Origin of the sequence: Mesorhizobium sp. M1348, assembly GCF_040317925.1 — a bacterium.
In the GTDB taxonomy this organism is placed as follows: domain Bacteria; phylum Pseudomonadota; class Alphaproteobacteria; order Rhizobiales; family Rhizobiaceae; genus Mesorhizobium.
The window spans coordinates 405,208-424,724 of the sequence record NZ_JAMYLH010000002.1; the positions used below are offsets into that span (position 1 = coordinate 405,208).

The 19,517-nt window shown below is 62.9% G+C and carries 25 protein-coding genes and 2 pseudogenes; 11 read left to right on the forward strand and 16 right to left on the reverse strand.

Annotated features, from left to right (window positions below):
* Positions 1–13 precede the first annotated feature (13 nt).
* Positions 14–460, forward strand: coding sequence for an OsmC family protein (locus NKH13_RS06030; protein ID WP_352911262.1), 447 nt, complete (start codon positions 14–16; stop codon positions 458–460).
* 17 nt (positions 461–477) lie between these two features.
* Positions 478–864 carry a nuclear transport factor 2 family protein gene (locus NKH13_RS06035; protein ID WP_352911265.1) on the forward strand — a complete coding sequence of 129 codons (387 nt, stop codon included), beginning with the start codon at positions 478–480 and terminating at the stop codon, positions 862–864.
* 6 nt (positions 865–870) lie between these two features.
* Here the strand turns inward: NKH13_RS06035 and NKH13_RS06040 are convergent, their stop codons facing one another.
* Together NKH13_RS06040 and NKH13_RS06045 are read right to left on the reverse strand one after the other, a co-directional pair.
* Positions 871–1,482 carry a LysE family translocator gene (locus NKH13_RS06040; protein ID WP_352911268.1) on the reverse strand — a complete coding sequence of 204 codons (612 nt, stop codon included), beginning with the start codon at positions 1,480–1,482 and terminating at the stop codon, positions 871–873.
* An 86-nt stretch (positions 1,483–1,568) separates the two neighbouring features.
* Positions 1,569–1,988, reverse strand: coding sequence for a nuclear transport factor 2 family protein (locus NKH13_RS06045; RefSeq protein ID WP_352911270.1), 420 nt, complete (start codon positions 1,986–1,988; stop codon positions 1,569–1,571).
* Positions 1,989–2,206: 218 nt separating this feature from the next.
* Between NKH13_RS06045 and NKH13_RS06050 the strand changes: the two are divergent.
* Both NKH13_RS06050 and NKH13_RS06055 read left to right on the forward strand, forming a co-directional pair.
* Positions 2,207–2,650 (forward strand): annotated as a pseudogene (locus NKH13_RS06050) (cupin domain-containing protein); the annotation flags it as partial.
* 96 nt (positions 2,651–2,746) lie between these two features.
* Positions 2,747–3,079, forward strand: a complete 333-nt coding sequence (locus tag NKH13_RS06055) for a helix-turn-helix domain-containing protein (RefSeq protein ID WP_352911626.1) — start codon at positions 2,747–2,749, stop codon at positions 3,077–3,079.
* Positions 3,080–3,113: 34 nt separating this feature from the next.
* On the opposite strand, the gene NKH13_RS06060 is transcribed toward NKH13_RS06055, so the two are convergent.
* The 7 genes from NKH13_RS06060 to NKH13_RS06090 form a co-directional block, all read right to left on the reverse strand.
* Positions 3,114–3,455, reverse strand: coding sequence for a YkgJ family cysteine cluster protein (locus NKH13_RS06060; RefSeq protein ID WP_352911628.1), 342 nt, complete (start codon positions 3,453–3,455; stop codon positions 3,114–3,116).
* 50 nt (positions 3,456–3,505) lie between these two features.
* Positions 3,506–3,670 carry a hypothetical protein gene (locus NKH13_RS06065; RefSeq protein ID WP_352867447.1) on the reverse strand — a complete coding sequence of 55 codons (165 nt, stop codon included), beginning with the start codon at positions 3,668–3,670 and terminating at the stop codon, positions 3,506–3,508.
* A 1-nt stretch (position 3,671) separates the two neighbouring features.
* Positions 3,672–4,079, reverse strand: a complete 408-nt coding sequence (locus tag NKH13_RS06070; protein WP_352492579.1) for a hypothetical protein — start codon at positions 4,077–4,079, stop codon at positions 3,672–3,674.
* Positions 4,079–4,306: a hypothetical protein gene (locus tag NKH13_RS06075; RefSeq protein WP_352911631.1), complete on the reverse strand. Its 228-nt coding sequence runs from the start codon at positions 4,304–4,306 to the stop codon at positions 4,079–4,081. Before NKH13_RS06075 ends, NKH13_RS06070 begins: the two co-directional genes overlap by 1 nt.
* A 355-nt stretch (positions 4,307–4,661) precedes the next feature.
* Positions 4,662–4,871: a cold-shock protein gene (locus tag NKH13_RS06080; RefSeq protein ID WP_010915421.1), complete on the reverse strand. Its 210-nt coding sequence runs from the start codon at positions 4,869–4,871 to the stop codon at positions 4,662–4,664.
* A 541-nt stretch (positions 4,872–5,412) separates the two neighbouring features.
* Positions 5,413–6,201: an SDR family oxidoreductase gene (locus NKH13_RS06085; protein WP_352911273.1), complete on the reverse strand. Its 789-nt coding sequence runs from the start codon at positions 6,199–6,201 to the stop codon at positions 5,413–5,415.
* A gap of 47 nt (positions 6,202–6,248) precedes the next feature.
* On the reverse strand, positions 6,249–6,710 hold the full coding sequence (locus tag NKH13_RS06090; RefSeq protein WP_352911275.1) for a RidA family protein: 462 nt from the start codon (positions 6,708–6,710) through the stop codon (positions 6,249–6,251).
* 97 nt (positions 6,711–6,807) lie between these two features.
* Between NKH13_RS06090 and NKH13_RS06095 the strand changes: the two genes are divergently transcribed.
* Positions 6,808–7,659, forward strand: a complete 852-nt coding sequence (locus NKH13_RS06095) for a LysR family transcriptional regulator (protein WP_352911278.1) — start codon at positions 6,808–6,810, stop codon at positions 7,657–7,659.
* Here the strand turns inward: NKH13_RS06095 and NKH13_RS06100 are convergent.
* The gene (locus tag NKH13_RS06100) at positions 7,587–8,435 is read right to left on the reverse strand and encodes an SDR family NAD(P)-dependent oxidoreductase (RefSeq protein WP_352911280.1); all 849 of its coding nucleotides are present in this window, start codon (positions 8,433–8,435) and stop codon (positions 7,587–7,589) included. The genes NKH13_RS06095 and NKH13_RS06100 overlap by 73 nt on opposite strands.
* 75 nt (positions 8,436–8,510) lie before the next feature.
* Positions 8,511–9,139: pseudogene (locus NKH13_RS06105) on the reverse strand (glutathione S-transferase).
* 148 nt (positions 9,140–9,287) lie between these two features.
* Between NKH13_RS06105 and NKH13_RS06110 the strand changes: the two are divergent.
* Positions 9,288–9,467, forward strand: a complete 180-nt coding sequence (locus NKH13_RS06110) for a CsbD family protein (RefSeq protein WP_352911281.1) — start codon at positions 9,288–9,290, stop codon at positions 9,465–9,467.
* A 64-nt stretch (positions 9,468–9,531) separates the two neighbouring features.
* Here the strand turns inward: NKH13_RS06110 and NKH13_RS06115 are convergent, their stop codons facing one another.
* Positions 9,532–10,662: a metallophosphoesterase gene (locus tag NKH13_RS06115; protein ID WP_352911283.1), complete on the reverse strand. Its 1,131-nt coding sequence runs from the start codon at positions 10,660–10,662 to the stop codon at positions 9,532–9,534.
* A gap of 119 nt (positions 10,663–10,781) precedes the next feature.
* Here NKH13_RS06115 and NKH13_RS06120 point away from each other — a divergent pair, with 119 nt between their 5' ends.
* Positions 10,782–11,375: a hypothetical protein gene (locus NKH13_RS06120; protein WP_352911286.1), complete on the forward strand. Its 594-nt coding sequence runs from the start codon at positions 10,782–10,784 to the stop codon at positions 11,373–11,375.
* Positions 11,376–11,436: 61 nt separating this feature from the next.
* Here the strand turns inward: NKH13_RS06120 and NKH13_RS06125 are convergent, their stop codons facing one another.
* Positions 11,437–12,048: a TetR/AcrR family transcriptional regulator gene (locus NKH13_RS06125; protein WP_352911288.1), complete on the reverse strand. Its 612-nt coding sequence runs from the start codon at positions 12,046–12,048 to the stop codon at positions 11,437–11,439.
* A 149-nt stretch (positions 12,049–12,197) separates the two neighbouring features.
* On the opposite strand from NKH13_RS06125, the gene NKH13_RS06130 reads away from it, so the two are divergent.
* Positions 12,198–12,998 (forward strand): NIPSNAP family protein, encoded by an 801-nt coding sequence (locus NKH13_RS06130; RefSeq protein WP_352911290.1) that lies wholly within the window; start codon positions 12,198–12,200, stop codon positions 12,996–12,998.
* A gap of 34 nt (positions 12,999–13,032) precedes the next feature.
* Here the strand turns inward: NKH13_RS06130 and NKH13_RS06135 are convergent, their stop codons facing one another.
* Genes NKH13_RS06135 through choX form a run of 3 tightly spaced genes read right to left on the reverse strand, consistent with a single transcriptional unit; the run spans position 13,033 to position 16,270 of the window.
* The gene (locus NKH13_RS06135) at positions 13,033–14,481 is read right to left on the reverse strand and encodes an amidase (protein WP_352911293.1); all 1,449 of its coding nucleotides are present in this window, start codon (positions 14,479–14,481) and stop codon (positions 13,033–13,035) included.
* Positions 14,482–14,489: 8 nt separating this feature from the next.
* On the reverse strand, positions 14,490–15,338 hold the full coding sequence (locus NKH13_RS06140; protein ID WP_352911295.1) for an alpha/beta fold hydrolase: 849 nt from the start codon (positions 15,336–15,338) through the stop codon (positions 14,490–14,492).
* A complete protein-coding gene (choX, locus tag NKH13_RS06145; protein WP_352911297.1) occupies positions 15,335–16,270 on the reverse strand; it encodes a choline ABC transporter substrate-binding protein in 936 nt (311 codons plus the stop codon). Before choX ends, NKH13_RS06140 begins: the two co-directional genes overlap by 4 nt.
* A gap of 122 nt (positions 16,271–16,392) precedes the next feature.
* On the opposite strand from choX, the gene betI reads away from it, so the two are divergent.
* The 3 genes from betI to fumC all read left to right on the forward strand — a co-directional run bounded on the left by betI (position 16,393) and on the right by fumC (position 19,412).
* Positions 16,393–16,995, forward strand: a complete 603-nt coding sequence (gene betI, locus NKH13_RS06150) for a choline-binding transcriptional repressor BetI (protein ID WP_502908325.1) — start codon at positions 16,393–16,395, stop codon at positions 16,993–16,995.
* Positions 16,996–17,110: 115 nt separating this feature from the next.
* Positions 17,111–17,869 (forward strand): SDR family NAD(P)-dependent oxidoreductase, encoded by a 759-nt coding sequence (locus tag NKH13_RS06155; RefSeq protein ID WP_352911301.1) that lies wholly within the window; start codon positions 17,111–17,113, stop codon positions 17,867–17,869.
* A 145-nt stretch (positions 17,870–18,014) separates the two neighbouring features.
* The gene (gene fumC / locus NKH13_RS06160) at positions 18,015–19,412 is read left to right on the forward strand and encodes a class II fumarate hydratase (RefSeq protein ID WP_352911303.1); all 1,398 of its coding nucleotides are present in this window, start codon (positions 18,015–18,017) and stop codon (positions 19,410–19,412) included.
* The last annotated feature ends 105 nt before the right edge of the window (positions 19,413–19,517 follow it).

The following is a 19,517-nucleotide window of genomic DNA, read 5'->3' on the forward strand; positions in this document are numbered from 1 at the left end:
AAGGAGAGACACAATGACCATTCGTGAAGCAGAGGCCCAATGGCAGGGATCGTTGAAGGAAGGTTCGGGCCGGCTGAGGCTCGGCAGCGGCGTCTTCGAAGGTGCCTACTCCTTCCCGTCGCGTTTCGAGAACGGTCCCGGTACCAACCCGGAGGAATTGATTGTGGCGGCGCATGCCGGCTGCTTCTCGATGGCGCTGAGCGCCATCCTCGGCCGCGAAGGTCACACTCCCGCGCACATCCACACGATCGCGAAAGCGCATCTCGGCGCCACCGCGGCCGGACCGACGCTGACCCGTATCGAACTGGAGACGGAGGCAAGCGTCGCCGGGCTGGCGGCGGCGGATTTCGAGCGGCTGGCGCAGACCGCCAAGGAGAGCTGCCTCGTGTCGCGGGCGCTGGCCGGCGTCGCCGTGATCACGCTCAAGGCCCGCCTCATCGAGGCCGCTACTGATCACTGAAGGGAAAGGAATATCCAATGACACAGGAACTCATCATCGATATCGCCGCAGCCGAACGCTCCGCCGAAACGGCCGAAATCATGCGGCGCTACAACGACGTCTTCCAGCGCCACGACCCGTCGGCGCTCGACGATCTGGTGGCGGAAGATTGCGTGATCGAGAACACCACGCCAGCCCCGGACGGTGCCCGCCGCATCGGCAAGGGCGCCTGCGTCGAACTGTGGTCGGCGATCGCGACCGGACCCGGCACGCGCTTCGACATCGAAGAAACCTTCGTCGCCGGCGACCGGGCGACGATCCGCTGGCGCTACTGGATGGCCGACGGCAATTCGCTGCGCGGCGTCAACCTGATGCGCGTGGCGGACGGGCAGATCGTCGAGGCCATGGGCTACGTGAAGGCATAAAGCTGTCTACCGGTCCGCCAGCGCCAGTTTGGCGCCGAGCATGACAAAGGCTCCGGCGAAGGTGCGGCGCATCCAGGTCAGCACCTTTGGCCGCGACACGACATGGCTGCGGATTGACGCCGCAAAAACGCCGTAGCCGACAAAGACCACGAAGGTGAGCACCATGAAGACGCTGCTGAGCTCCAGCATCTTCGACAGCGCATGCGATTCGGTGGTGCTAACGAATTGCGGCAGGAAGGCAAAGAAGAAGATCGACAGCTTCGGATTGAGGATGTTGATCAGAATGCCGGAGGCGATCACTTTGCCGGCCGAGCGCGGCGCGACATTTTCGTCGACGCTCAGGCCGCCCTTCTCCTTCAGCGTGTTCCAGGCCATGTAGAGCAGGTAGGCGACGCCCAGATATTTCAGCGTCTCGAAGGCGACGGCACTGGTATGCAGCAGAGCCGCCAGGCCGGTGATGGCGGCCGCCATGTGCGGAATGATGCCGAGCGTGCAGCCGAAAGCGGCAATGATGCTGGCCCGCACACCACGTGAAAGCCCGGCGCTCAGCGTATAGAGAACGCCGGTACCGGGCGAAGCCACGACAATCAGCGACGTCAACAAAAATTCGATGCTCACGGATGGTCTCCCGGTGCTGGCCCTGCCGCCGGCAGCGTAGTCAGCGAAACGTGCGGGCACAAGCCAGCCTGAGAGCCTATGCGCATTCAGATCATGCTGTTGGCGTGCAGCTTGCTATCGGCAATGGGCTGCCGAACTTCCCAGTGTTCGACGAGCTTACTTTCGTTCAGCCTGAAAATGTCGACGATGGCCAAGCCTTCCTCCTCCGGTTCACGTTTTGCGTGCATGTGCACGATGACGAAATCCCCTTCGGCAAAAATCCGCTTCACCTCTCCCTTCACGAGGGGAAATGACTGTTTGAGCTGCTGCAGATAGGCTTTGAAGCCCTCCCCACCATCCGCAATGTTCGGATTGTGTTGTATGTAGCGTTCGCCAAAATGCATCGAAGCAGCTTCGATGTTGCCCTGGTTTACCGCTTTGTCGATGAAGTCCAGGACGATCATCTTGTTGGTCTCGAGCGAACTATGAGCCTTGGCTGGAAGTGGATTTGATGGTTCGTCACGCATGTTTTGCTCCGTCAGGTGCCTGCTTCTGCCCGGCGTGGACAGGAGCGTCCGCACGCCAACATTGCCAACATAATCTGTCGCGATTGTGAGATGGTCGATACGCTATTCCGCTAGATTCTTATCCGATCGTCTAATAGCGTCGTCCTATTCATCGTTGGAGGATGGTTCTCGTGGACGCCTTGTCCGAAGTTCTTGCTTCGCTGAGATTTGGCAGCGCCATGATCGGCAGCGCGACCCTGCATCGGCCATGGGGTATTTCGGTGGATCCGACAAGGAATGCCGCCATCCACGTCATACAGAACGGCGAATGCTGGCTGCGGCTAGCCGGTGAAAAGGTGCCGATCCGCTTAGACCAGGGAGATGTCATCCTTGTCGCGAGCGGTATCGGGCATGCCCTTTGCAATCCGGCGGATGCACCGACGGCATCGATATCCGCCGTCCTTTCCGCAAATCAGAGCGGACCAGAACCGAAAAGCGAGCGCGCCGCGACAACTCTTCTTTGTGCGAGATATTCACTCGACGGCGTCGGGCCATACCCGATGGTTTCGCTGCTTCCTCCGCTGATTCATTTGACCCGAAATCAGATAGGCACCAGCGAGCCGCTGCGGCTTGCCCTGGAACTTCTGCAGGTCGAAGCGAAAGGCGATCTCGGCGGCCACGACATTGTCGCCCCAAGCCTTCTCGACAGCACGTTGATCTTCTTGTTGCGTGCCTGGATCGAACATCAGCCACTCGGAACGGGGGGATGGTTTGGCGCCTTGCGCGACAAAGGCATTGCGCAAGCTTTGCGGCTGATCCACGAGCGGCCGGGCAATCCCTGGACTGTCGCTTCCCTTGCCAGCGGCGCAGCACAGTCCCGGGCCACCTTCGCGCGTCGCTTCGCTCAACTGGTGGGACAGCCGCCGCTGTCCTATGTGACCCGGTGGCGGATGAACCTTGCCGCCAAGGCCCTGCGGGAAACGAACCAGAACATTGGCGAGATCGGGCGCGCCGTCGGATATGAATCGGTGCCGTCGTTCTCGCAGGCATTCAAACGGTTGACCGGACGATCGCCCGGCCTCTACCGCAGCGACTTTCGATCATCTGACTGAAGAAATTCAAACTGGGACGCCAGCCCGAGGGCCGTCATTCAAGCGTCGGCAGTCCGTGAGCCCGGCGCGCCATCAGGCAGTCGTCATCGCCCGGCATGCAGGCGCGGCAGACGTCAGGACGGATCTCGTAGATGCCGCAGGCGGTCGACTTGCCGACCTCGCCGCACAGTGCCGAACAGCGCGCGCCGTCGCAGCGCATGCCGGCTTCGTCGGCAGCCACGTATTTTTGCGGGATAAGGTCGAGCTGCGCGTCATCCTCGGTGGAGAAGCGCGGCCATCTGGACGAGTAGGCACAGCAGGCGCCACAGGTCTGGCAATCGAAGGCAACCGGACCGGCGCCCTCTTGTGGCGACGAAAAATCCTCCGCGACCGCCAAGGCAAGCGGCCTTGGCGCGGATTTCCGGCCGGCATTTTGCTGCAAGGGCGCTATTTCTTCTTCGGCTTGCGCGGCGGCGCTTCGGCCGGCGACCTGAACAGATCGGTGCCTGCTTCGGCGGCTTCACCGGTTTTTGGCGCGGCGGACGGCTTGGCCGGCTTCACGGCGGCAGCAGGTGCTGCCGGTTGGCCCTTGGCGGAAAACTTGATTGCCATATCAATCCTCGTCAGAGAAACGCGATGATGGCGCATTCGGATTGCGAAGGCGGCCGATGAGCGCCGAAACGGCCGTGATGTTCATTTCTTCGGGCGACCAGTTCCTGGCTTCCTCGATGTGCCGGGGCGCCAGCTCGCGATGCGTGCTGCCGCTGTAGGCGGCATCCTGAAAGGTCACGCGCTCGTGGGTCTTGGCGTTTTCCCGGACGTATTCGATCAGATAATTGGGGCATTCGGCACGGCCGCGGACGCCGAGCCGAACCTGGGCATCGCCGTGGACACGCCGGCAGCGCTCGAGCTTTTCAAGCACGCGCCGGACATATTCGACCGGCTTGTCGAGTTCGCTCACGACATCGGCGATGGTCGAATCGGCGGCGATCGCCTTTTGAGGCACACGTTTGGTGGCCATCAGCGTTTGCCTGCGCGTCTTGGCGAGGCCGCGAGCGCAACCGCTGCCGCCATTTCGTCGGCTTCCTTTTCCAGGCGCAGTTCGCGCAGCCGCGCGGTCTTGGCTTCGCGGGCCTGGCTGACGGCATCCCGTTCGGAATTGATGCGGTCGAGCGACATCGACTGGGTCCGCGTCTTGCTAAAAATGGATTCGGCCTGGTCGCGGGGTTTTTTTGAAGGTTCGGTCAAGGTCTTTCTCCCGGTTCGGAGCGCGCCGCCGAAAAAGTGACGAGACTGGTCTTTTGGCCAGGATCCCGCACAAAGCAATACGGCAGCCGGTTTCAAATTGCTGGAACGTCCTTACAGCCTCTTAGCACGTCCGGGCCGTCGAGCAGCGCTCTTTCGGCGGTCGAAGCGCAAAAATGAAAAAGGCCAGGCACCGCCTGACCTTCCATGAGAGCGCCCGCGCATCCCGAGAGACGCGCAAAGAAACGTTCTTCTCATGCGCATGAGCGGGGACTTAACCTCCCCGCGACCATGCGCCGGAATTTGCCATTCACCGGTGCCAGTACATCCGTGGTCACCGGTGAGGCTGAATTCCGTCTTAGGCCGCCTTCAACTGGTCGGCGGACATTTTGCCCGACTTGTTGTCGCGGACCATCTCGTAGCCAAGCTTCTGGCCCTCGACGATGTCGCGCATTCCGGCGCGCTCGACGGCTGAGATGTGGACAAAAACGTCGGCAGAACCGTCGTCAGGTTGAATAAAACCAAAACCCTTGGTGGCGTTGAACCATTTAACTGTGCCTGTGCTCATAACGAACCCTTTCCATGGCAAATATTCGTTCGTCGTCATGCGGATGCACAACAACGTTTGTCTCGATTTTGATGGGGAAGTTCGTCAAAGGCGCGCCTCGGCGCGCGGATAACAAAAGTCGGTCAAACAAACATCGACAAAATTCTTGTAGACTTCTTTGCGCGCTGTGTCAATTTTTTTGATTTGCCACACTCGCAGAGACGCGCGGCGGCGACCCGCGCTCCGGCAAATCCGACAGCAAAACCGGGCTACTGCCCGCCGAAAAACCACTTAGACCGGTTCATCGTTCACGGAAACGATGAACCGCTCTATCTCTTTGTTTTTGCGCAATTCCGGACGGAAAACCGTTCACACTTTTCCTGGAATTGCTCCAGCCGGGAACCATTTTGGCGACGCGAGCATTACTGTCGATGTCGAAAGCCGTTCTCGAAAGAGCGATTTTGAGAAAGGCGGACGACAAACAGGACGCCCCCCGCGCAGATAAAAGGCACGAGGGGCGTTCCTGCGTGATGCGACCATTCGCGCCGCTGCACCCTTCCCCTCACAGCATGCCGCGGCTGAGCCCGCCATCCACCGGCAACGCCACGCCGGTGACATAGGCGGCTGCGTCGCTGGCCAGGAATGCGGCAACCGCGCCGAATTCGGCGGGAGTGCCGTAGCGCTTTGCCGGGATTTCAGCCTGACTCTCGGCGGCGATCACAGCAGCGTCGACACCCCTGTCGGCGGCGTCCATGGCGTCGAACTGTTTCGTCCGGTCCGTCGCAAAACGGCCCGGCAGCAACAGGTTGACGGTGACGCCGTCCGCCGCCACTTCGCCGGCCAGCGTCTTGGCCCAGCCGGCGAGCGACGCACGCAGCGCGTTCGAGGCGGTAAGGCCGGGGATCGGCTCACGGACGGAAGTCGAGGAAACGGCGATGATGCGTCCCCAGCGCCACGCCCGCATGCCGGGCAGGAAAGAAATGGCGATGCGCATCTGGCTCAGCACCATGCTGGTGAACTGCTTCTCCCAGACGCTCGCATCGAAGACGCTGGCCGCGAAGGGCGGCGGGCCGCCGCCGTTGAGCAGGACGATGTCGATCCGCTGATGCTCGCCCTCGACGGCACGGATCAGCCGGGAGACGCTGTCGTTGTCGGAGAGGTCGGCGCTGAAGGTCGAGCAGATGTGGCCGGCGGCCTCGATCGCGCGCCGCGCCGCATCCAGGGTCTTCTCCCCTCGTCCGACCAGGATGATCTCGGCGCCTTTCGCCGCGAGCGCTTCGGCGACGCCGAAACCGAGGCCCTTGCCTCCGCCGAGAACAAGCGCCTTCCTTCCCTCAAGATTTGCAGCCATCAAGCCAAGCGTCCTCCTGGTTTCACTGCCCATTTCGGGCGACTTCCCTAGCGGACATGCACGATAGCGTCGGCTTCGACCGGAACATTGGCCGGCAAGCCGGCCATGCCGAGCGAGCAGCGGGCGTGCTCGCCACGCTCGCCGAAAACATGGAGCAGAAATTCGGATGCTCCGTTGCAGACCTCCGAATAGGCCGAAAAGCCGGCCGCCGCATTCACATAGACGGTCAGCTTGGCGAATTTCACGACACGGTCGAGATTGCCGTCCAGTTCCTTGTCCAGCCAATAGACGATGTTGGCCGCGCAGAGCCGGGCGGCGTTCTGCGCAGCAGCCAGATCGATCTCTCTGCCGACCTGGCCGATCGCGGCGATCTCCTGCGCGATCTCGGGAATCTGACCGGAGACATAGACGATGTCGGCGACCCGAACCGTCGGCGAGAACGGCAAAGCAGGCCGCTCGAGCGATGGCCAAGCGACACCGAACTCCTCAAATCTTCTTCTGTAGGACAAGGTGGCTGCTCCTGTTTCCGTTCGTGCGAGCGGACCTTGAATTCAGATCGGGCTTTCGGATAGCCTGATAGTGCTGACACAGCTATCAGGAATTCTTATGACTGAAGATATCGACGTCAGGCTGCTGCGCGCCTTCGTCACCGTGGCCGATACGGGAACGATGAGCCGGGCGGCCGATCGGCTTGCCCGCACCCAAGCGGCGGTGAGTATGCAGCTTCAGCGCCTCGAGGGTGAAGTCGGCGCCGAGCTGCTGCGCCGTTCGCCGCGCGGCGTGACGCTGACCGAGGCCGGCGAGATCCTGCTCGCCTTCGCCCGCAAGGCCATCGCGATCGGCGACGATGCCAGGCGCGAGATAGAAGGCCGCAGGCTGGTCGGCCGTGTCCGGCTGGGCATCGTCGAGGATTTGGCGGTGACGCGGCTGCCGTTGATCATTGCCGACTTCCGCCGCCGGCATCCTTCCGTGGAGATCGAGCTGACATCAGCCAGCAGCACCGATCTCAGCAAGTCGCTGGGCGAAGGAAAATGCGACATCGTCATGGCCGATCCGGCGCGCTTCACAATGGCGCCGCGAGGCCATCTGTCACGACAGCTGGTCTGGGCGGCAAGCCGCATGATCGAGATCGATGACGAGGTCGAGCTTCCGCTAATCATCTTCGAAGGCGCCTGCTCCTGGCAGGACAGAATGCTGGCTTCGCTCGCCGAGGCCGGGATCGGCTGGAAGATCGGCTGCCGCGTGTCGACCTTCGCGACACTGATCTCGGCGCTGAGGGCCGGGCTTGGCATCGGGCTTCTGCTGCAGGAAGGACTACCGCCCGACTGCCAAAGCCTCAACGGACGCTTCAACCTGCCGCCGGCGCCGATGGCGGATTTCGGGGTCTATCTCGCGAGGGACCCGTCGCGGCTGGTCGAGGAGTGTGGCGATTTCCTGCGGGCGGGATTCGAAGCGTAGCGAAAAGATCTGACGCCGTTCACCGTTCCTGGTCGGTCGGGCGGATAACGATCTCGTTGACGTTGACGTGTGCCGGCTGGCTCACTGCGTAGAGAATGGGCCGCGGCGATGTCCTCGACGGTCAGCGCCTTCATGGCGGCGAGCCGCTGGTCGAGCCCGGCCTTCGCCGCCGGGTTGGTGATATGGTCGCCGAGCTCGGTGCGCACCAGGCCGGGCTCGATGACGGTGACGCGAACCTTATCGGCATAGACTTCGCGGCGCAGCGATTCGGAAAAGCCGACGACGCCGAACTTGGTTGCCGCGTAGCCGCTGGCGCCCGGATTGGCGACACGGCCGGCGACCGACGAGACATTGACGATGTGACCTTTGGCGGCCCTCAGATGCGGCAGCGCCGCTTTGGTGACGCCCATCAGCGCCAGCAGGTTGATCTCGACCATGCGGCGCCAGTCGTCGAGCACCGCCTCGGCGGCCGGCGACAGAAGCATCACCCCGGCATTGTTGACGAGGATGTCGAGGCGGCTCCATTCGGCGACAACCTTGTCGACCATGGCGCTGACATCGTCGTTGCTGGTGACGTCGGCCTCGATGCGGAGCGCCGTGCCGCCGGCCTTTTCGATACGCGCGGCCAGCGCTTCGAGCCGATCGGCGCGGCGTGCGGCAATCGCCACCTTTGCCCCGGCGGCGGCCAGCGCCACAGCGGTTGCCTCGCCGATGCCCGATGAAGCGCCGGTGACGAGAGCGACCTTGCCGGCCAGTGCGGAAGAAACAGCTATCATGGTGAAGTCTCCAAAGCCCCTGCCCGATCTTCAGATAGGCCGCGGGGCGCGAAGTGGAAGACCGGCTTTGCTTGGTTACTCGTCTGGGCCGGGCTCCGGCCAAGGCTCTTTCGCCGCCTCGGCATACCAGTGGCGCATCGCCGGCATCGAAAGCACGGCGTCGACATAGGCGCGGGTATCGGTTGCCAACATGCCGCCATAGGTGTCGAAGCGGGTGACGACCGGCGCGTACCTGGCGTCGGCCGCGGTGAAATGGCCAAACAGAAACGGCCCGCCTTTGCCGTATTTTTCGCGGCATTGCCGCCACAGATCCTCGATGCGCGCCCGTTGCGCCTCACCTTCGGCGTCGAGCGGCTTGTGGCCTTTCGGCCGGCGCAAATTCGTCGGCCAGCCATAGCGGACCTCGCGAAAGCCGGAATGCATCTCTGTTGCCGCCGAGCGGGCCAGCGCGCGGGCGCCGATATCGGCCGGCCAGAGCTTTTTCTCGGGAAACAGCTCGGCGAGATATTCAAGGATGGCAAGGGTTTCCCAGACGATCCGGACCTCGCCGTTCGGCAGCCGATGGTTCAGCACCGGCACTTGGCCGTGCGCAGGCGCACAAAACCTTCCTCGAACGGGATCTCCAGATGCTTCATCGCCAGCCATGGCCTCAGCGACCAGGACGAGAAGCATTTGTTGCCGATGAAGAGCGTGAATTCAGCCATTGTCCCTCCGGCCCTGTCTGTTCGGGCGTTCTGGTGCACCCTATCCTGTCGGCTTCGCGGCCGGAAGCTATCCCAACTCGACCGGCCGAACCCGGAACCTAAGCGATCCGCGACCGTTTCTCCAGGCGAACGGTTCAGGAGATGCGAGATGGTGAACAAGGATCAGGTTGCCGGCGTTGCCAAGCAAGCCAAGGGCTCGGTCAAGCAGGCCGCCGGCAAGGCCACCGGCAACAAGCGCGCCGAGGCCGAAGGCAACGTCGACAAGGCGACCGGCAAGATGCAGAAGGCTTACGGCGACGTGAAGGACAAGGTGAAGAAGGCGCTTTGACGCCAGCCCTTCGCAAACCAGGAAAAGGCGGCTCGGCCGCCTTTTTTGCGTCCTCTCCTGCCCGTCAGAAAATCAGGCTTTTGCTGTACGCATTGGTGAACGTGACCTCGCCATGATCTCCGGCGGCTTCGCCCAGCACCACATCCATGCTGTTTTCGCTCACCCGCGCCAACGCAAAGCCGCCCATGAAGGCAGCCTTCGGCTTGAACATATCGAGCCCGTCACGGTGGTAGATCATCGGCGTCGCGTGCTGGTGGCCATGGAAGATGCCGACGACGTTGTAACCCTTCAGCACAGCCAGCAGCGCCTGCCTGTCGGCTTCGCTCCACCAGTGCGGCGGACCCGTGCCGCCGTCGTCGAAGGTTTTCTCGGCGGCGTCCCATCTTTCGATCGAAAAAGTATCCCAGCCGTAATGCTGGAACAGGATGACCGGGCGGCCGTCGCCGGCATAAGTCGCCAGGTCCTGCTTCAGCCATGGCAGGCTGCTGGCGGCGCCATGACCGGTATCGCCGGCAAAACGGTGCGTCTGGACAAGATGCAAGCCGCCCCAATCCCATGAATAGCAGTCGGTCTCGACGTCGTAGTCGGTCGCCGGCGCAGGCGGCTTGAAGAACACGCCGGGGCGGTGGTTGACCTCGACGTGGTCGCGCATTTCGCGGCGATACCAGTCGACATGAGAGCGCGGGCCGTTCTGGTCGAGGTCGTGGTTGCCGAGGCCGACATAGACCGGCATGTGCACGCGGTCGGGGCCGACGCCTTGCTGGTAGCGCTGGCTGAACTGAAGCAGCTGCGTGCCCTCGCTGGGCTGGGTGATCTGGCCGCCGCCGTCGTCGGTGATGTCGCCGCCAACGACGAGGCCGAGCGGTGTGCCGATGTTGCCCGTCGAGCGCAGGCCGGTGGCAACGCCATCGATCTCAGCCGGCCATTGCCGGTCACCGACGCCGTTGAGTGCGGCGACATTGCGCAGCAAGGCAGCGTCGGTCTTGCCCTCCTGCTCGCAATGCGGGCTCAATCCGTTCGCCATGCGGCAGGCATGGACATCAGCGATAAACAAGAAGGTGGCGTCGATCGGCGGAATGCGCTGCCCGGTCTGGCCGAAGGCCGGGCGCGAAACGGCGCCGGCCGCGGCAAGGCCCGCTGCCTTCATCAGGAAGCTGCGCCGGGAGACCGGTCGGGCGGAAATGCGATGCATCATGCGCTAAAATTCAGCACGACGCGGACCGGCAGTCCAGTTGCTCGCAAAGTGTGTCGACACGTTCTCTCAGGTCTGGCATTGCTTTCGGCATTCAACTTGCGCGGGCAGAGGAGGACGCCATGAACACTGCATCCATCGGCATGACAATGGCCATTCTGGCGATGACGAGCGCAGCGCATGCCTCCGAGTGCATCGACGCCAAATCGGCCAAGGCCGGCTTCATTCTCGAAAGGCCCGGCATCCACAGCGAATTTCGTCCGGCGGCGGGCGGAATGGTTGCCGTGGCCAACAAATACCAGTCGCAATCGCCGCAGTCGCAGTACCTGTTCGGCGGGCTGATCGAAGTGTTTCGCGACAGCAGCACGGGGCAGCTGGCGATGATCCCGTTTTCCGATCTCAGGAAGGTGTTCCCGCTGAAGGCGGGGGCTAAGAGCAAGATCGTATTTGCCCGTCTCGCACCGAACAAGCCGCCGAAGGGCACCGAGACGCTGGAGATCAACGTCAAGGGCAAGGAGACGGTCAGCCTGGGTGATTGCAAATACTCCGTGCTCGCGGTCAAGCAGACGATCAGGAGCGAGGCCGGCGAGACGCGGGACGAGTTTACCGCGCTCTACGCACCCGACCTGCAGGCAGTTGTGGCCAGGCGCTATGACGAGGGCACCAGTGCCGAAAGCGTGGTCGGCTACGAGCTGATCAAGCCGCTGCCGAATTAGGAGCTCGGCCTTCCCGCCTTGGTCGTGACATCAGCGACAGGGCGCCTCTGTCCTGCCGGCGTCAGAGGGCTCTGTGCAGTATCCTGCTACGTCGCCTCGTTCCTGTTTTGGACGACATAACTCCCTGCTCCAACGCCATCAGGCAGTCGCGCAGCACGCTTGCGTCCTGTGCGGTCTTGGCCATCGACATGGCGCCGGAATAGCTGGCGACGGCTAACGCTGCAAAGCGCTGCGGATCGGTGCCCAGCTCCCGGCCCGCCTGCTGGTCGGCGCTGATCTTGTCGGCGATCGCCTGACGCCAGGTCGAAAAAATGCCGGCAAGGGCAATGCGGAAATCCGGATCGGCAAGCGACAGCTCATGCGCCAGGTTGTTAAGCGGGCAGCCGCGCACGAAACCCTGCCGCTCCAGCTCCGCCGCGACGGCCGCGAACACGGAGCGCACGCCCTCGCGCGCTGAGGGAGCCTCCCGCACCGGTGCGATCCATGTCTCTTCTACCGCGGCGGCGACCCGCTCCTCGATCACTGCAAGCGCCAGCGCCTTCTTGGTTGGGAAATGGTGGTGCAGCGCGCCGCCGGTGACGCCCGCCGTCGCCATCAGGTCGCCCATGCTGGAGGCGTGATAGCCGCGTGCCTGAAACGCCTCCTCGGCGACATCGAGCAACTTTTTGCGCATGCCTTCGGGGTCGTTGGTGCGTTTTTGAGCCCGCGACTTTGGGCGAGCGGTTATCTCTGCTGACATCTTCAGACGATAGCAGATTGACAAAACAGGACAACCGGTCTGTTTTATAAACAGGATGACTGTCCTGTTTTGGAGATCCAGCGATGAACCTGCCTTTGAACGCCGAATCTAAATCCGATCTGCTCGCCTCGCCCGTTGTCGAACTCCGGCAATACACGCTGAAACCCGGCCGGCGCGAGACGCTGATCGGCGTCTTCGACAATCAGCTGATCGAGGGCCAGGAAACGGCGGGGATGACCATCATCGGCCAGTTCCGCGATCTCGACCGGCCGGATATGTTCGTCTGGCTGCGCGGCTTCGACGGTATGGAAGCGCGGAAAAACGCTCTGACCGCCTTCTATGACGGGCCGGTCTGGGCTGCCTGGCGCGACGCCGCCAACGCCACGATGATCTCATCCGACGACGTGCTGCTGCTGAAGCCGGCCTGGCCGAGCGCCGGCCTAGACCTCTCGGGATCGCAACGGGCAGCCACACCGGATTTCGAAAAACCAACCGTAAGCAATGATTTGCAGGCAATTGTTGTCATCAGGATTCATCATTTGCGGCCGGGCCTGGAAGCCGGCTTCGCCAGGGATTTCCAGACCGGGGCTCTTCCGGTGCTTGCCGCACTTGGCGCAAGGCCGCTCGCCGCCTTCGTCACCGAGCATGCCGAAAACAGCTTTCCGCGGCTGCCGGTGCGGGCCGGCGAAAACGTCTTCATCAGCATCACGGGTTTCGACAGCGCCGAAGCGCACGCTCGCCACGAGGCAGCCTTGGCTGCCTCCCCGGAATGGCAGGCATTCGAGCAGGCCGCGCAGCGGGAATTGGCCAGGCCCGTGGAGGTTCTGCGCCTGGCGCCGACGGCGCGATCGCTGCTCGGGCGCCGGTATGACCAACGCCGTTGAAGCGCCTATATCCGCCGGAGTCCCCTCATCTGGTTCACGCCTGAAAATGCCTGGCATGGATCACCTGATAACGCGCCGTCCATGCGGTTGCCTGCTCCAGGTCAAGGGAAACGCGAAGCAGCCGGTGATCCTCGTTCTTGCGGCCAATAAGCTGGATGCCAATCGGCAGGCCGCCTTTCGACTGGAACAGCGGCAGGCTGGCGGCCGGTTGGCCGGTGACATTGAAGATTTCCGTGAAAGGCGCAAAGCCGTAGGCCCGGCTCGCCCAAGCCTCGTAATCGAAGACAGCACCATCGCCATGGATGGCGCCAAGCCGGGGTGGCAGGTCGGCCGTGGTCGGCGTCATGATCAGGTCGAACGCATCGAAGGCTCTCGCCATCGCCAGCGAAGCGCTGTGCACGTGGTCTTGCGCCCTCAGATAGTCGGCGGCCGAAGACCGCCGAAAACAGTCGAGCGCGTGACGAGTCAGGCCTTCGATTTCGCCAGCCGCCGGCATCCGCCCGATCTCATCGGCGCGCTCGTCAACCAGCCGCGCAACCTCCGACATCCAGAAGATGCTCCAGTCCGCTCCGGCGCTGGCTTCCCGCGGGAAACGCGCCTCTGTGACCTCGTGCCCCATATCCTCGAGGAGGATTATGGCTTCCTGGAATTTTTCCCCAATCTCGGACGCGACCGGCGTGCCATCCGGCCGGTGCGCCAGGCACGCGACGCGTAGACGCTCGCCGGCGGAAGACAGCCAGTCCAGGTAGGACGGCACCGATTTCGACACGGAGTAAGGCGCTCCTTGTTCTGGACCGGCAGTCATGTCCAGCATGGCGGCGCTGTCCCGAACGGTGCGGGACAGGACGTTCTCGGCGTAGAGCCCGGCGCCGACCTGACCTCGACCAGGCCCGACAGGCGTGAGCCCGCGCGACGGCTTCATGCCGAACACGCCGCAACAGACAGCCGGCACCCGGATCGAGCCGCCGATATCGGAACCGTGGGCGACCGCCACCATGCCGCTTGCCACCGCGGCAGCAGCACCACCGCTCGAACCGCCCGCCGTCAGCGAAAGATCCCAGGGGTTCAAGGTGGGGCCGCGAAAGCTGGGCTCGGTCACGAAGTCGTTGGCAAATTCCGGCGTGTTTGTCTTTCCCAGCAAGATCAGACCGGCGGCCCGCCAGCGCCGGACGATCTCGCTGTCGGGCTTCGGCTCGGCGTCCTTGAAGTAGAGCGACGAGTGCGTCGTCGGCCACTCCCGTACATTGACGCCGGTGTCCTTGACCAGGAAGGGAATGCCGGCGAGTGCGGCTTGCCGGTTGCAGCTTGCCGCGGCGGAAAGCGCCCGGTCCGCATCGATTAGTGTCACGGCATTGATGGCGGGATTGATGCTTTCGATCGCCTCGATAGCCGCCTCGACGACCTCGATAGGCGATAATTCGCCCGAGCGAACATGCCCGGCCAGGGCGACGGCATCCAACGCCACGTATTCGGAAAGATTCATGACTGCTCTCAGCCCGGATTGCCGGTCGCTTCGAGGTCGGCTTCATTCCAGACCTTGAAATATCGGGCGATGGCTGCCGCAACCAATGCCGGATCCTCCCAATGCGAATTATGCCCGCATCGCGCCGCGCTCACGAGCTTGGCGGCAGGGATTTCTTCGAGGAGCCGCCGTTGGTGCGTTTCGTCGAAGAGAACGTCGCGCCCGCCAGCAATGACAAGCGCCGGCAGGCGCAGCGTGCGCGCCTTGTCGGTCAGATCGATGCGCCGAACCTGCTCCAGGATTGCGCGCCAAAGTGCCGCCGGCATGGCTGACGCCTCCTCCGCAGTCATGGTCAGGAAGTCCGCTGGAACCTCGGCCTCGCAGGCATGCCAATAGTCATAGAACGGATCGGCCGGCGATATCGGATCTCGAAGCGCCCGCACACCAATGGTCATCGGGTGGTCCTCACCGATCTGCGGCCGCAGCGTTCCGGCCATCAGCACCAGGCCGCCGATCATCTCGGGGTAGCGCGCGGCTGCCTCGATCGCCACCATACTGCCCAGGGAATGCCCGACCAGAACCGGCCGCTCGAGCCGCAATTGCTCGATCAAACCCGCCACGTCTTCCGCGAAATCCGCCGGGGCGAAGCCGCGTGTGCCGGCCGGCGAGGCGCCATGCCCGCGCAGGTCTGGCATGACAAGCCGGCGCCCGGCGAGATGCGGCGCCAGCAAGGAGAAGCTGCGGCTCGTGTCGGAGAAGCCGTGCACCAGCACCAGCGCGGGCTCCTGACCGTCGATTTCGACGCAGGCCGTTTCAGCGCAGCCGGGACCGACCCTGCGCTTGCGGCCGTTCCAGCCCGCCTGATCGGCCGATATCACAGGCCGAGCTGCTGCTTGACTGCATCGAGCGCGGGCTTGCCATCGAATGTGGTGACACCGGCAAGCCAGGCGCCGAGCCTATCCGGATTCTCCTTGATCGCCTTCAGGCCGGCTTCCTCCGGCTTCATGCCGTCGTTGATGAGATAGCCCATGCCGAGATTTTCGAAATCGATATCGAAGGCGAGGTTCTTCAGCAACTGCCCGACATTCGGGCACTGCTGCAGATAGCCCTTGCGCACCTGCGTCGTCACCGTCGCGGCGCCGAAGTTGGGGCCGTAGAACTTGTCGCCGCCGCTCAGATATCTGAAGTCGTACATCGTGTTCATTGGATGCGGCGCCCAGCCCTGGAAGACGATGAAGCGCCTTTCCTTGATCTCGTAGCCGACCTCGGAAAGCATGCCGGCTTCACTCGATTCGACGACCTGCCAGCCATCGAGGCCGAGCGACTTATCAGCGATGGCGTCCATCATCAGCTGGTTGGAGCCCGGCTCGATGCCGTACATCTTCCTGCCGAACTTGTCTGCGAACTTTTGCAGGTCGGCAAAATCCTTGACACCGGCCTCCCAGACGTAAGTCGGTACGGCAAAGGTGTATTTGGCGCCGACGAGATTGACGCGCACATCGTCTACCGAGCCGTCCTTCTTATAGGGCCCGTAGTAGGTGATCATCGCCGGATCCCAATAGCCAAGGAACACGTCCAAATCATTGTTCTTCAAGGATTCATAGATGACGTTGATGCCCAGAAGCGAGCTTGCCGGCTTGTAGCCGAGCGCATCGAGCAAGACGCTGGTGACGCCGGTGGTGAAGGCAAGGTCGTTCCATCCAGGCTCGGCCATGCGCACGACCTTGCATTGCTCGGGTTCAGCCGCAAAGGCCGGCTGGCTAGCCAGCAGGACGCACAGCGAGGCGCCCATTCCAAGGCTACGAAGCATTTCGGTTCTCCTCATTTCATCAACAGTGTTGACCACTCGGTTTTTATATTGTCCCGCTGGTTAATTCTTGATCTCGACGGACGAAAATGTCAACGTCGGTTTTCGATGCATGGATCCGGCCCGTGAAACTCAAGCGTCTCAGCGACATACGCCGCAAAGAGCTGCGGCAAGCTGCCTTTGCCGTGCTTCAGCGCGAAGGCATAGCTGGCGCGACCATCGAAAAAGTGGCGGCACAGGCCGGCGCGTCGAAGGGCATCGTGCTGCACTATTTCAGCAGCAAGCGGGAACTGTTCGAGCACGCCATGCGGGAATCGAACCTGGTGCTGCGTCATGCGGTGGTCGAGCGGCTGAGACAGGCGCGCACGCCAATGCAACGGATGGACGCCATCATTGAAGGCAATTTCGAGCCGCATCTTTTCCAGCCGTCCCTCTGCCATGCCTGGCTTTCGCTTTGCGCGGAGGTGCCGCGCGACGAAAAGCTGGCTCGCATCCAGAAGGTGATCCATGCGCGCATGCGCTCCAACCTGCTATCCGGCCTGCGCGGTCTGGCGCCGGCGCGCGATGCTGACGAGATCGCTTTCGGCGTCACCGCCCTGATCGACGGGCTGTGGTTGCGGCTTGGCCTGCAGCCCGGCAGCGTCACGCGTGAACAGGCCATTCATCAGGTCAAGGATTTCGTCGCTACGCGGCTGGCTGTTCGGCGCGGTGCAGCCGCTGCCGAATAGACCATCGTGCCCGACAGCCGAAGTTCATACTGTGAGATAGGCCGGCGGCTTGACGACAATCGGCGACGGCGCTGCTCTCCTTACCAGACAAGACGGCAATGCGCGGGAGTGTTGGATGAGACTAGGCGGCAAACGGGCACTGGTCACCGGCGGCTCGGACGGGATCGGGCTGGCAATCGCCGAGGCGTTTTTGCGCGAAGGCGCGGACGTGCTGATCGTCGGCCGCGACGGCAAAAAACTCGAGGCCGCCCGCAAGCAGCTCGGGGATAATGTCGAAACGCTGTCGGCCGACCTGTCGGCCAGTGCCGGCATCGATGCCGTGGTCGAGCATGTCAAACGCGGCCCGCCTGTCGATATCCTCGTCAACAATGCAGGCGTAGCGTTCCTGGTGCCGTTCGAAACCGTCAGCGAGGACCAGTTCCAGCAGTCCTTCGCACTCAACGTCACGGCGGTATTCTTCCTCACTCAGCGGCTGTTGCCGCATCTCGCGCCGGGCGCGGCTTCGGTGATCAACATCTCGTCCTATTTCGCGCACAAGATGATCCCGAAGCGGCCGTCCAGCCTCTATTCGCTGTCGAAGGGCGCGCTCAATTCGCTGACCAAGTCGCTCGCCTTCGAGCTCGGGCCGCGCGGTATAAGGGTCAACGCCATCGCGCCCGGCACGGTCGACACGGCGATGCGGCGCAGGTCGATCGAAAATCTGCCTGAGGCCGCGCAAGCCGAGCTCAAGGCCTATGTCGAGCGCAGCTACCCGCTCGGCCGCATCGGCCGAACCAGCGACCTTGCCGGCATCGCGGTCTATCTCGCGAGCGACGAAGCGGCATGGACCAGCGGCGGTATCTTTGCCATCGACGGAGGGTACACGGCGGGGTGAGGAGCGCGCGCTCTTCTTTCTCCCTTGCGGGAGAAGGAAAAGGCGCTGCTTCAACCGATTTGCATCCCCATCGTCCGCAATCTCCGCTTGAACGCGTTTGTGCAACGCGATACGCCGTTTGCAAATTGCAAACCGGAGAGACTTCGTGAGCGTGCCAGAGACCAGAACCGAAACCGACACGTTCGGTCCCATCGAGGTCGCCGCCGACCGCTATTGGGGCGCGCAGGCGCAGCGTTCGCTGGCCAATTTCAAGATCGGCTGGGAGAAACAGCCGGCCTCGATCGTGCGGGCGCTGGGCATCGTCAAGCGGGCGGCAGCGGAGGCCAATATGGAGCTGAAGCGGCTCGATCCGGCGATCGGCAAAGCCATTATCGAGGCCTCCCAGGAGGTCATCGACGGCAAGCTGAACGAGCATTTCCCGCTGGTCGTCTGGCAGACCGGTTCTGGCACGCAGTCCAACATGAACGCCAATGAGGTGATTTCCAACCGGGCGATCGAGCTTTTGGGCGGCGTCATGGGGTCGAAGAAGCCGGTGCATCCCAATGACCACGTCAACATGAGCCAGTCGTCGAACGACACCTATCCTACGGCCATGCACATCGCCTGCGCCGAACGCATCATCCACGATCTGCTGCCGGCGCTGAGACATTTGCATGCGGCACTCGAGGCCAAGACCAGGGCTTTCGCCCACATCGTCAAGATCGGCCGCACCCACACCCAGGACGCCACGCCGTTGACGCTCGGCCAGGAATTCTCGGGCTACGCGGCGCAGGTCGCCTCGTCGGTCAAGCGCATTGAGATGACCCTGCCCGGTCTGCAGGAATTGGCACAGGGCGGCACCGCGGTCGGCACCGGCCTCAACGCGCCGGTCGGTTTTGCCGAAAAGGTGGCGGCGCGCATCGCCGCAATCACCGGCATCGATTTCGTCACCGCGCCGAACAAATTCGAGGCGCTGGCCGCCCATGATTCCATGGTCTTCTCGCACGGCGCCATCAATGCCTGCGCGGCAGCGCTGTTCAAGATCGCCAACGACATCCGCCTGCTCGGCTCGGGCCCGCGTTCGGGCCTAGGCGAATTATCGCTGCCGGAAAACGAGCCGGGCTCCTCGATCATGCCGGGCAAGGTCAATCCGACCCAATGCGAGGCCATGACGCAGGTTTGCGTGCAGGTGTTCGGCAACAACGCGGCGATCAGCTTCGCCGGCAGCCAGGGCCATTTCGAGCTCAACGTCTACAATCCGCTGATGGCCTATTGTTTCCTGCAATCGGTACAGCTGCTGGCCGACGCTTCGGTGTCGTTCACCGACAATTGCGTCGTCGGCATCGAGGCCCGCGAAGACAACATCAAGGCAGCGCTCGACCGTTCGCTGATGCTGGTGACGGCGCTGGCGCCGACAATCGGCTACGACAACGCCGCCAAGATCGCCAAGGCGGCGCACAAGAACGGCACAACGCTGCGCGAGGAAGCGCTGGCCACCGGGCTGGTCAGCGAAGCCGACTATGAGCGGCTGGTACGGCCGGAGGACATGACGCACCCAGGGTAAGTTGATCGCGAAAACGTTACCTCGGTGAACAATCCGTAACCAATCCGACGTCTTTGGTGAACAGTCGGCATGCGCTAACTGGACGGCTATCCCAAGTCGTTTGGC

Bases quoted from the DNA above. Each gene is read 5' to 3' on its own strand.
- NKH13_RS06030 (WP_352911262.1), top strand. From the start codon at position 14: ATGACCATTCGTGAAGCAGAGGCCCAATGGCAGGGATCGTTGAAGGAA.
- NKH13_RS06035 (WP_352911265.1), top strand. From the start codon at position 478: ATGACACAGGAACTCATCATCGATATCGCCGCAGCCGAACGCTCCGCC.
- NKH13_RS06045 (WP_352911270.1), bottom strand. From the start codon at position 1,988: ATGCGTGACGAACCATCAAATCCACTTCCAGCCAAGGCTCATAGTTCG.
- NKH13_RS06065 (WP_352867447.1), bottom strand. From the start codon at position 3,670: ATGGCAATCAAGTTTTCCGCCAAGGGCCAACCGGCAGCACCTGCTGCC.
- NKH13_RS06070 (WP_352492579.1), bottom strand. From the start codon at position 4,079: ATGGCCACCAAACGTGTGCCTCAAAAGGCGATCGCCGCCGATTCGACC.
- NKH13_RS06080 (WP_010915421.1), bottom strand. From the start codon at position 4,871: ATGAGCACAGGCACAGTTAAATGGTTCAACGCCACCAAGGGTTTTGGT.
- NKH13_RS06085 (WP_352911273.1), bottom strand. From the start codon at position 6,201: ATGGCTGCAAATCTTGAGGGAAGGAAGGCGCTTGTTCTCGGCGGAGGC.
- NKH13_RS06095 (WP_352911278.1), top strand. From the start codon at position 6,808: ATGACTGAAGATATCGACGTCAGGCTGCTGCGCGCCTTCGTCACCGTG.
- NKH13_RS06100 (WP_352911280.1), bottom strand. From the start codon at position 8,435: ATGATAGCTGTTTCTTCCGCACTGGCCGGCAAGGTCGCTCTCGTCACC.
- NKH13_RS06110 (WP_352911281.1), top strand. From the start codon at position 9,288: ATGGTGAACAAGGATCAGGTTGCCGGCGTTGCCAAGCAAGCCAAGGGC.
- NKH13_RS06115 (WP_352911283.1), bottom strand. From the start codon at position 10,662: ATGATGCATCGCATTTCCGCCCGACCGGTCTCCCGGCGCAGCTTCCTG.
- NKH13_RS06120 (WP_352911286.1), top strand. From the start codon at position 10,782: ATGAACACTGCATCCATCGGCATGACAATGGCCATTCTGGCGATGACG.
- NKH13_RS06125 (WP_352911288.1), bottom strand. From the start codon at position 12,048: ATGCGCAAAAAGTTGCTCGATGTCGCCGAGGAGGCGTTTCAGGCACGC.
- NKH13_RS06130 (WP_352911290.1), top strand. From the start codon at position 12,198: ATGAACCTGCCTTTGAACGCCGAATCTAAATCCGATCTGCTCGCCTCG.
- NKH13_RS06135 (WP_352911293.1), bottom strand. From the start codon at position 14,481: ATGAATCTTTCCGAATACGTGGCGTTGGATGCCGTCGCCCTGGCCGGG.
- choX (WP_352911297.1), bottom strand. From the start codon at position 16,270: ATGCTTCGTAGCCTTGGAATGGGCGCCTCGCTGTGCGTCCTGCTGGCT.
- NKH13_RS06155 (WP_352911301.1), top strand. From the start codon at position 17,111: ATGAGACTAGGCGGCAAACGGGCACTGGTCACCGGCGGCTCGGACGGG.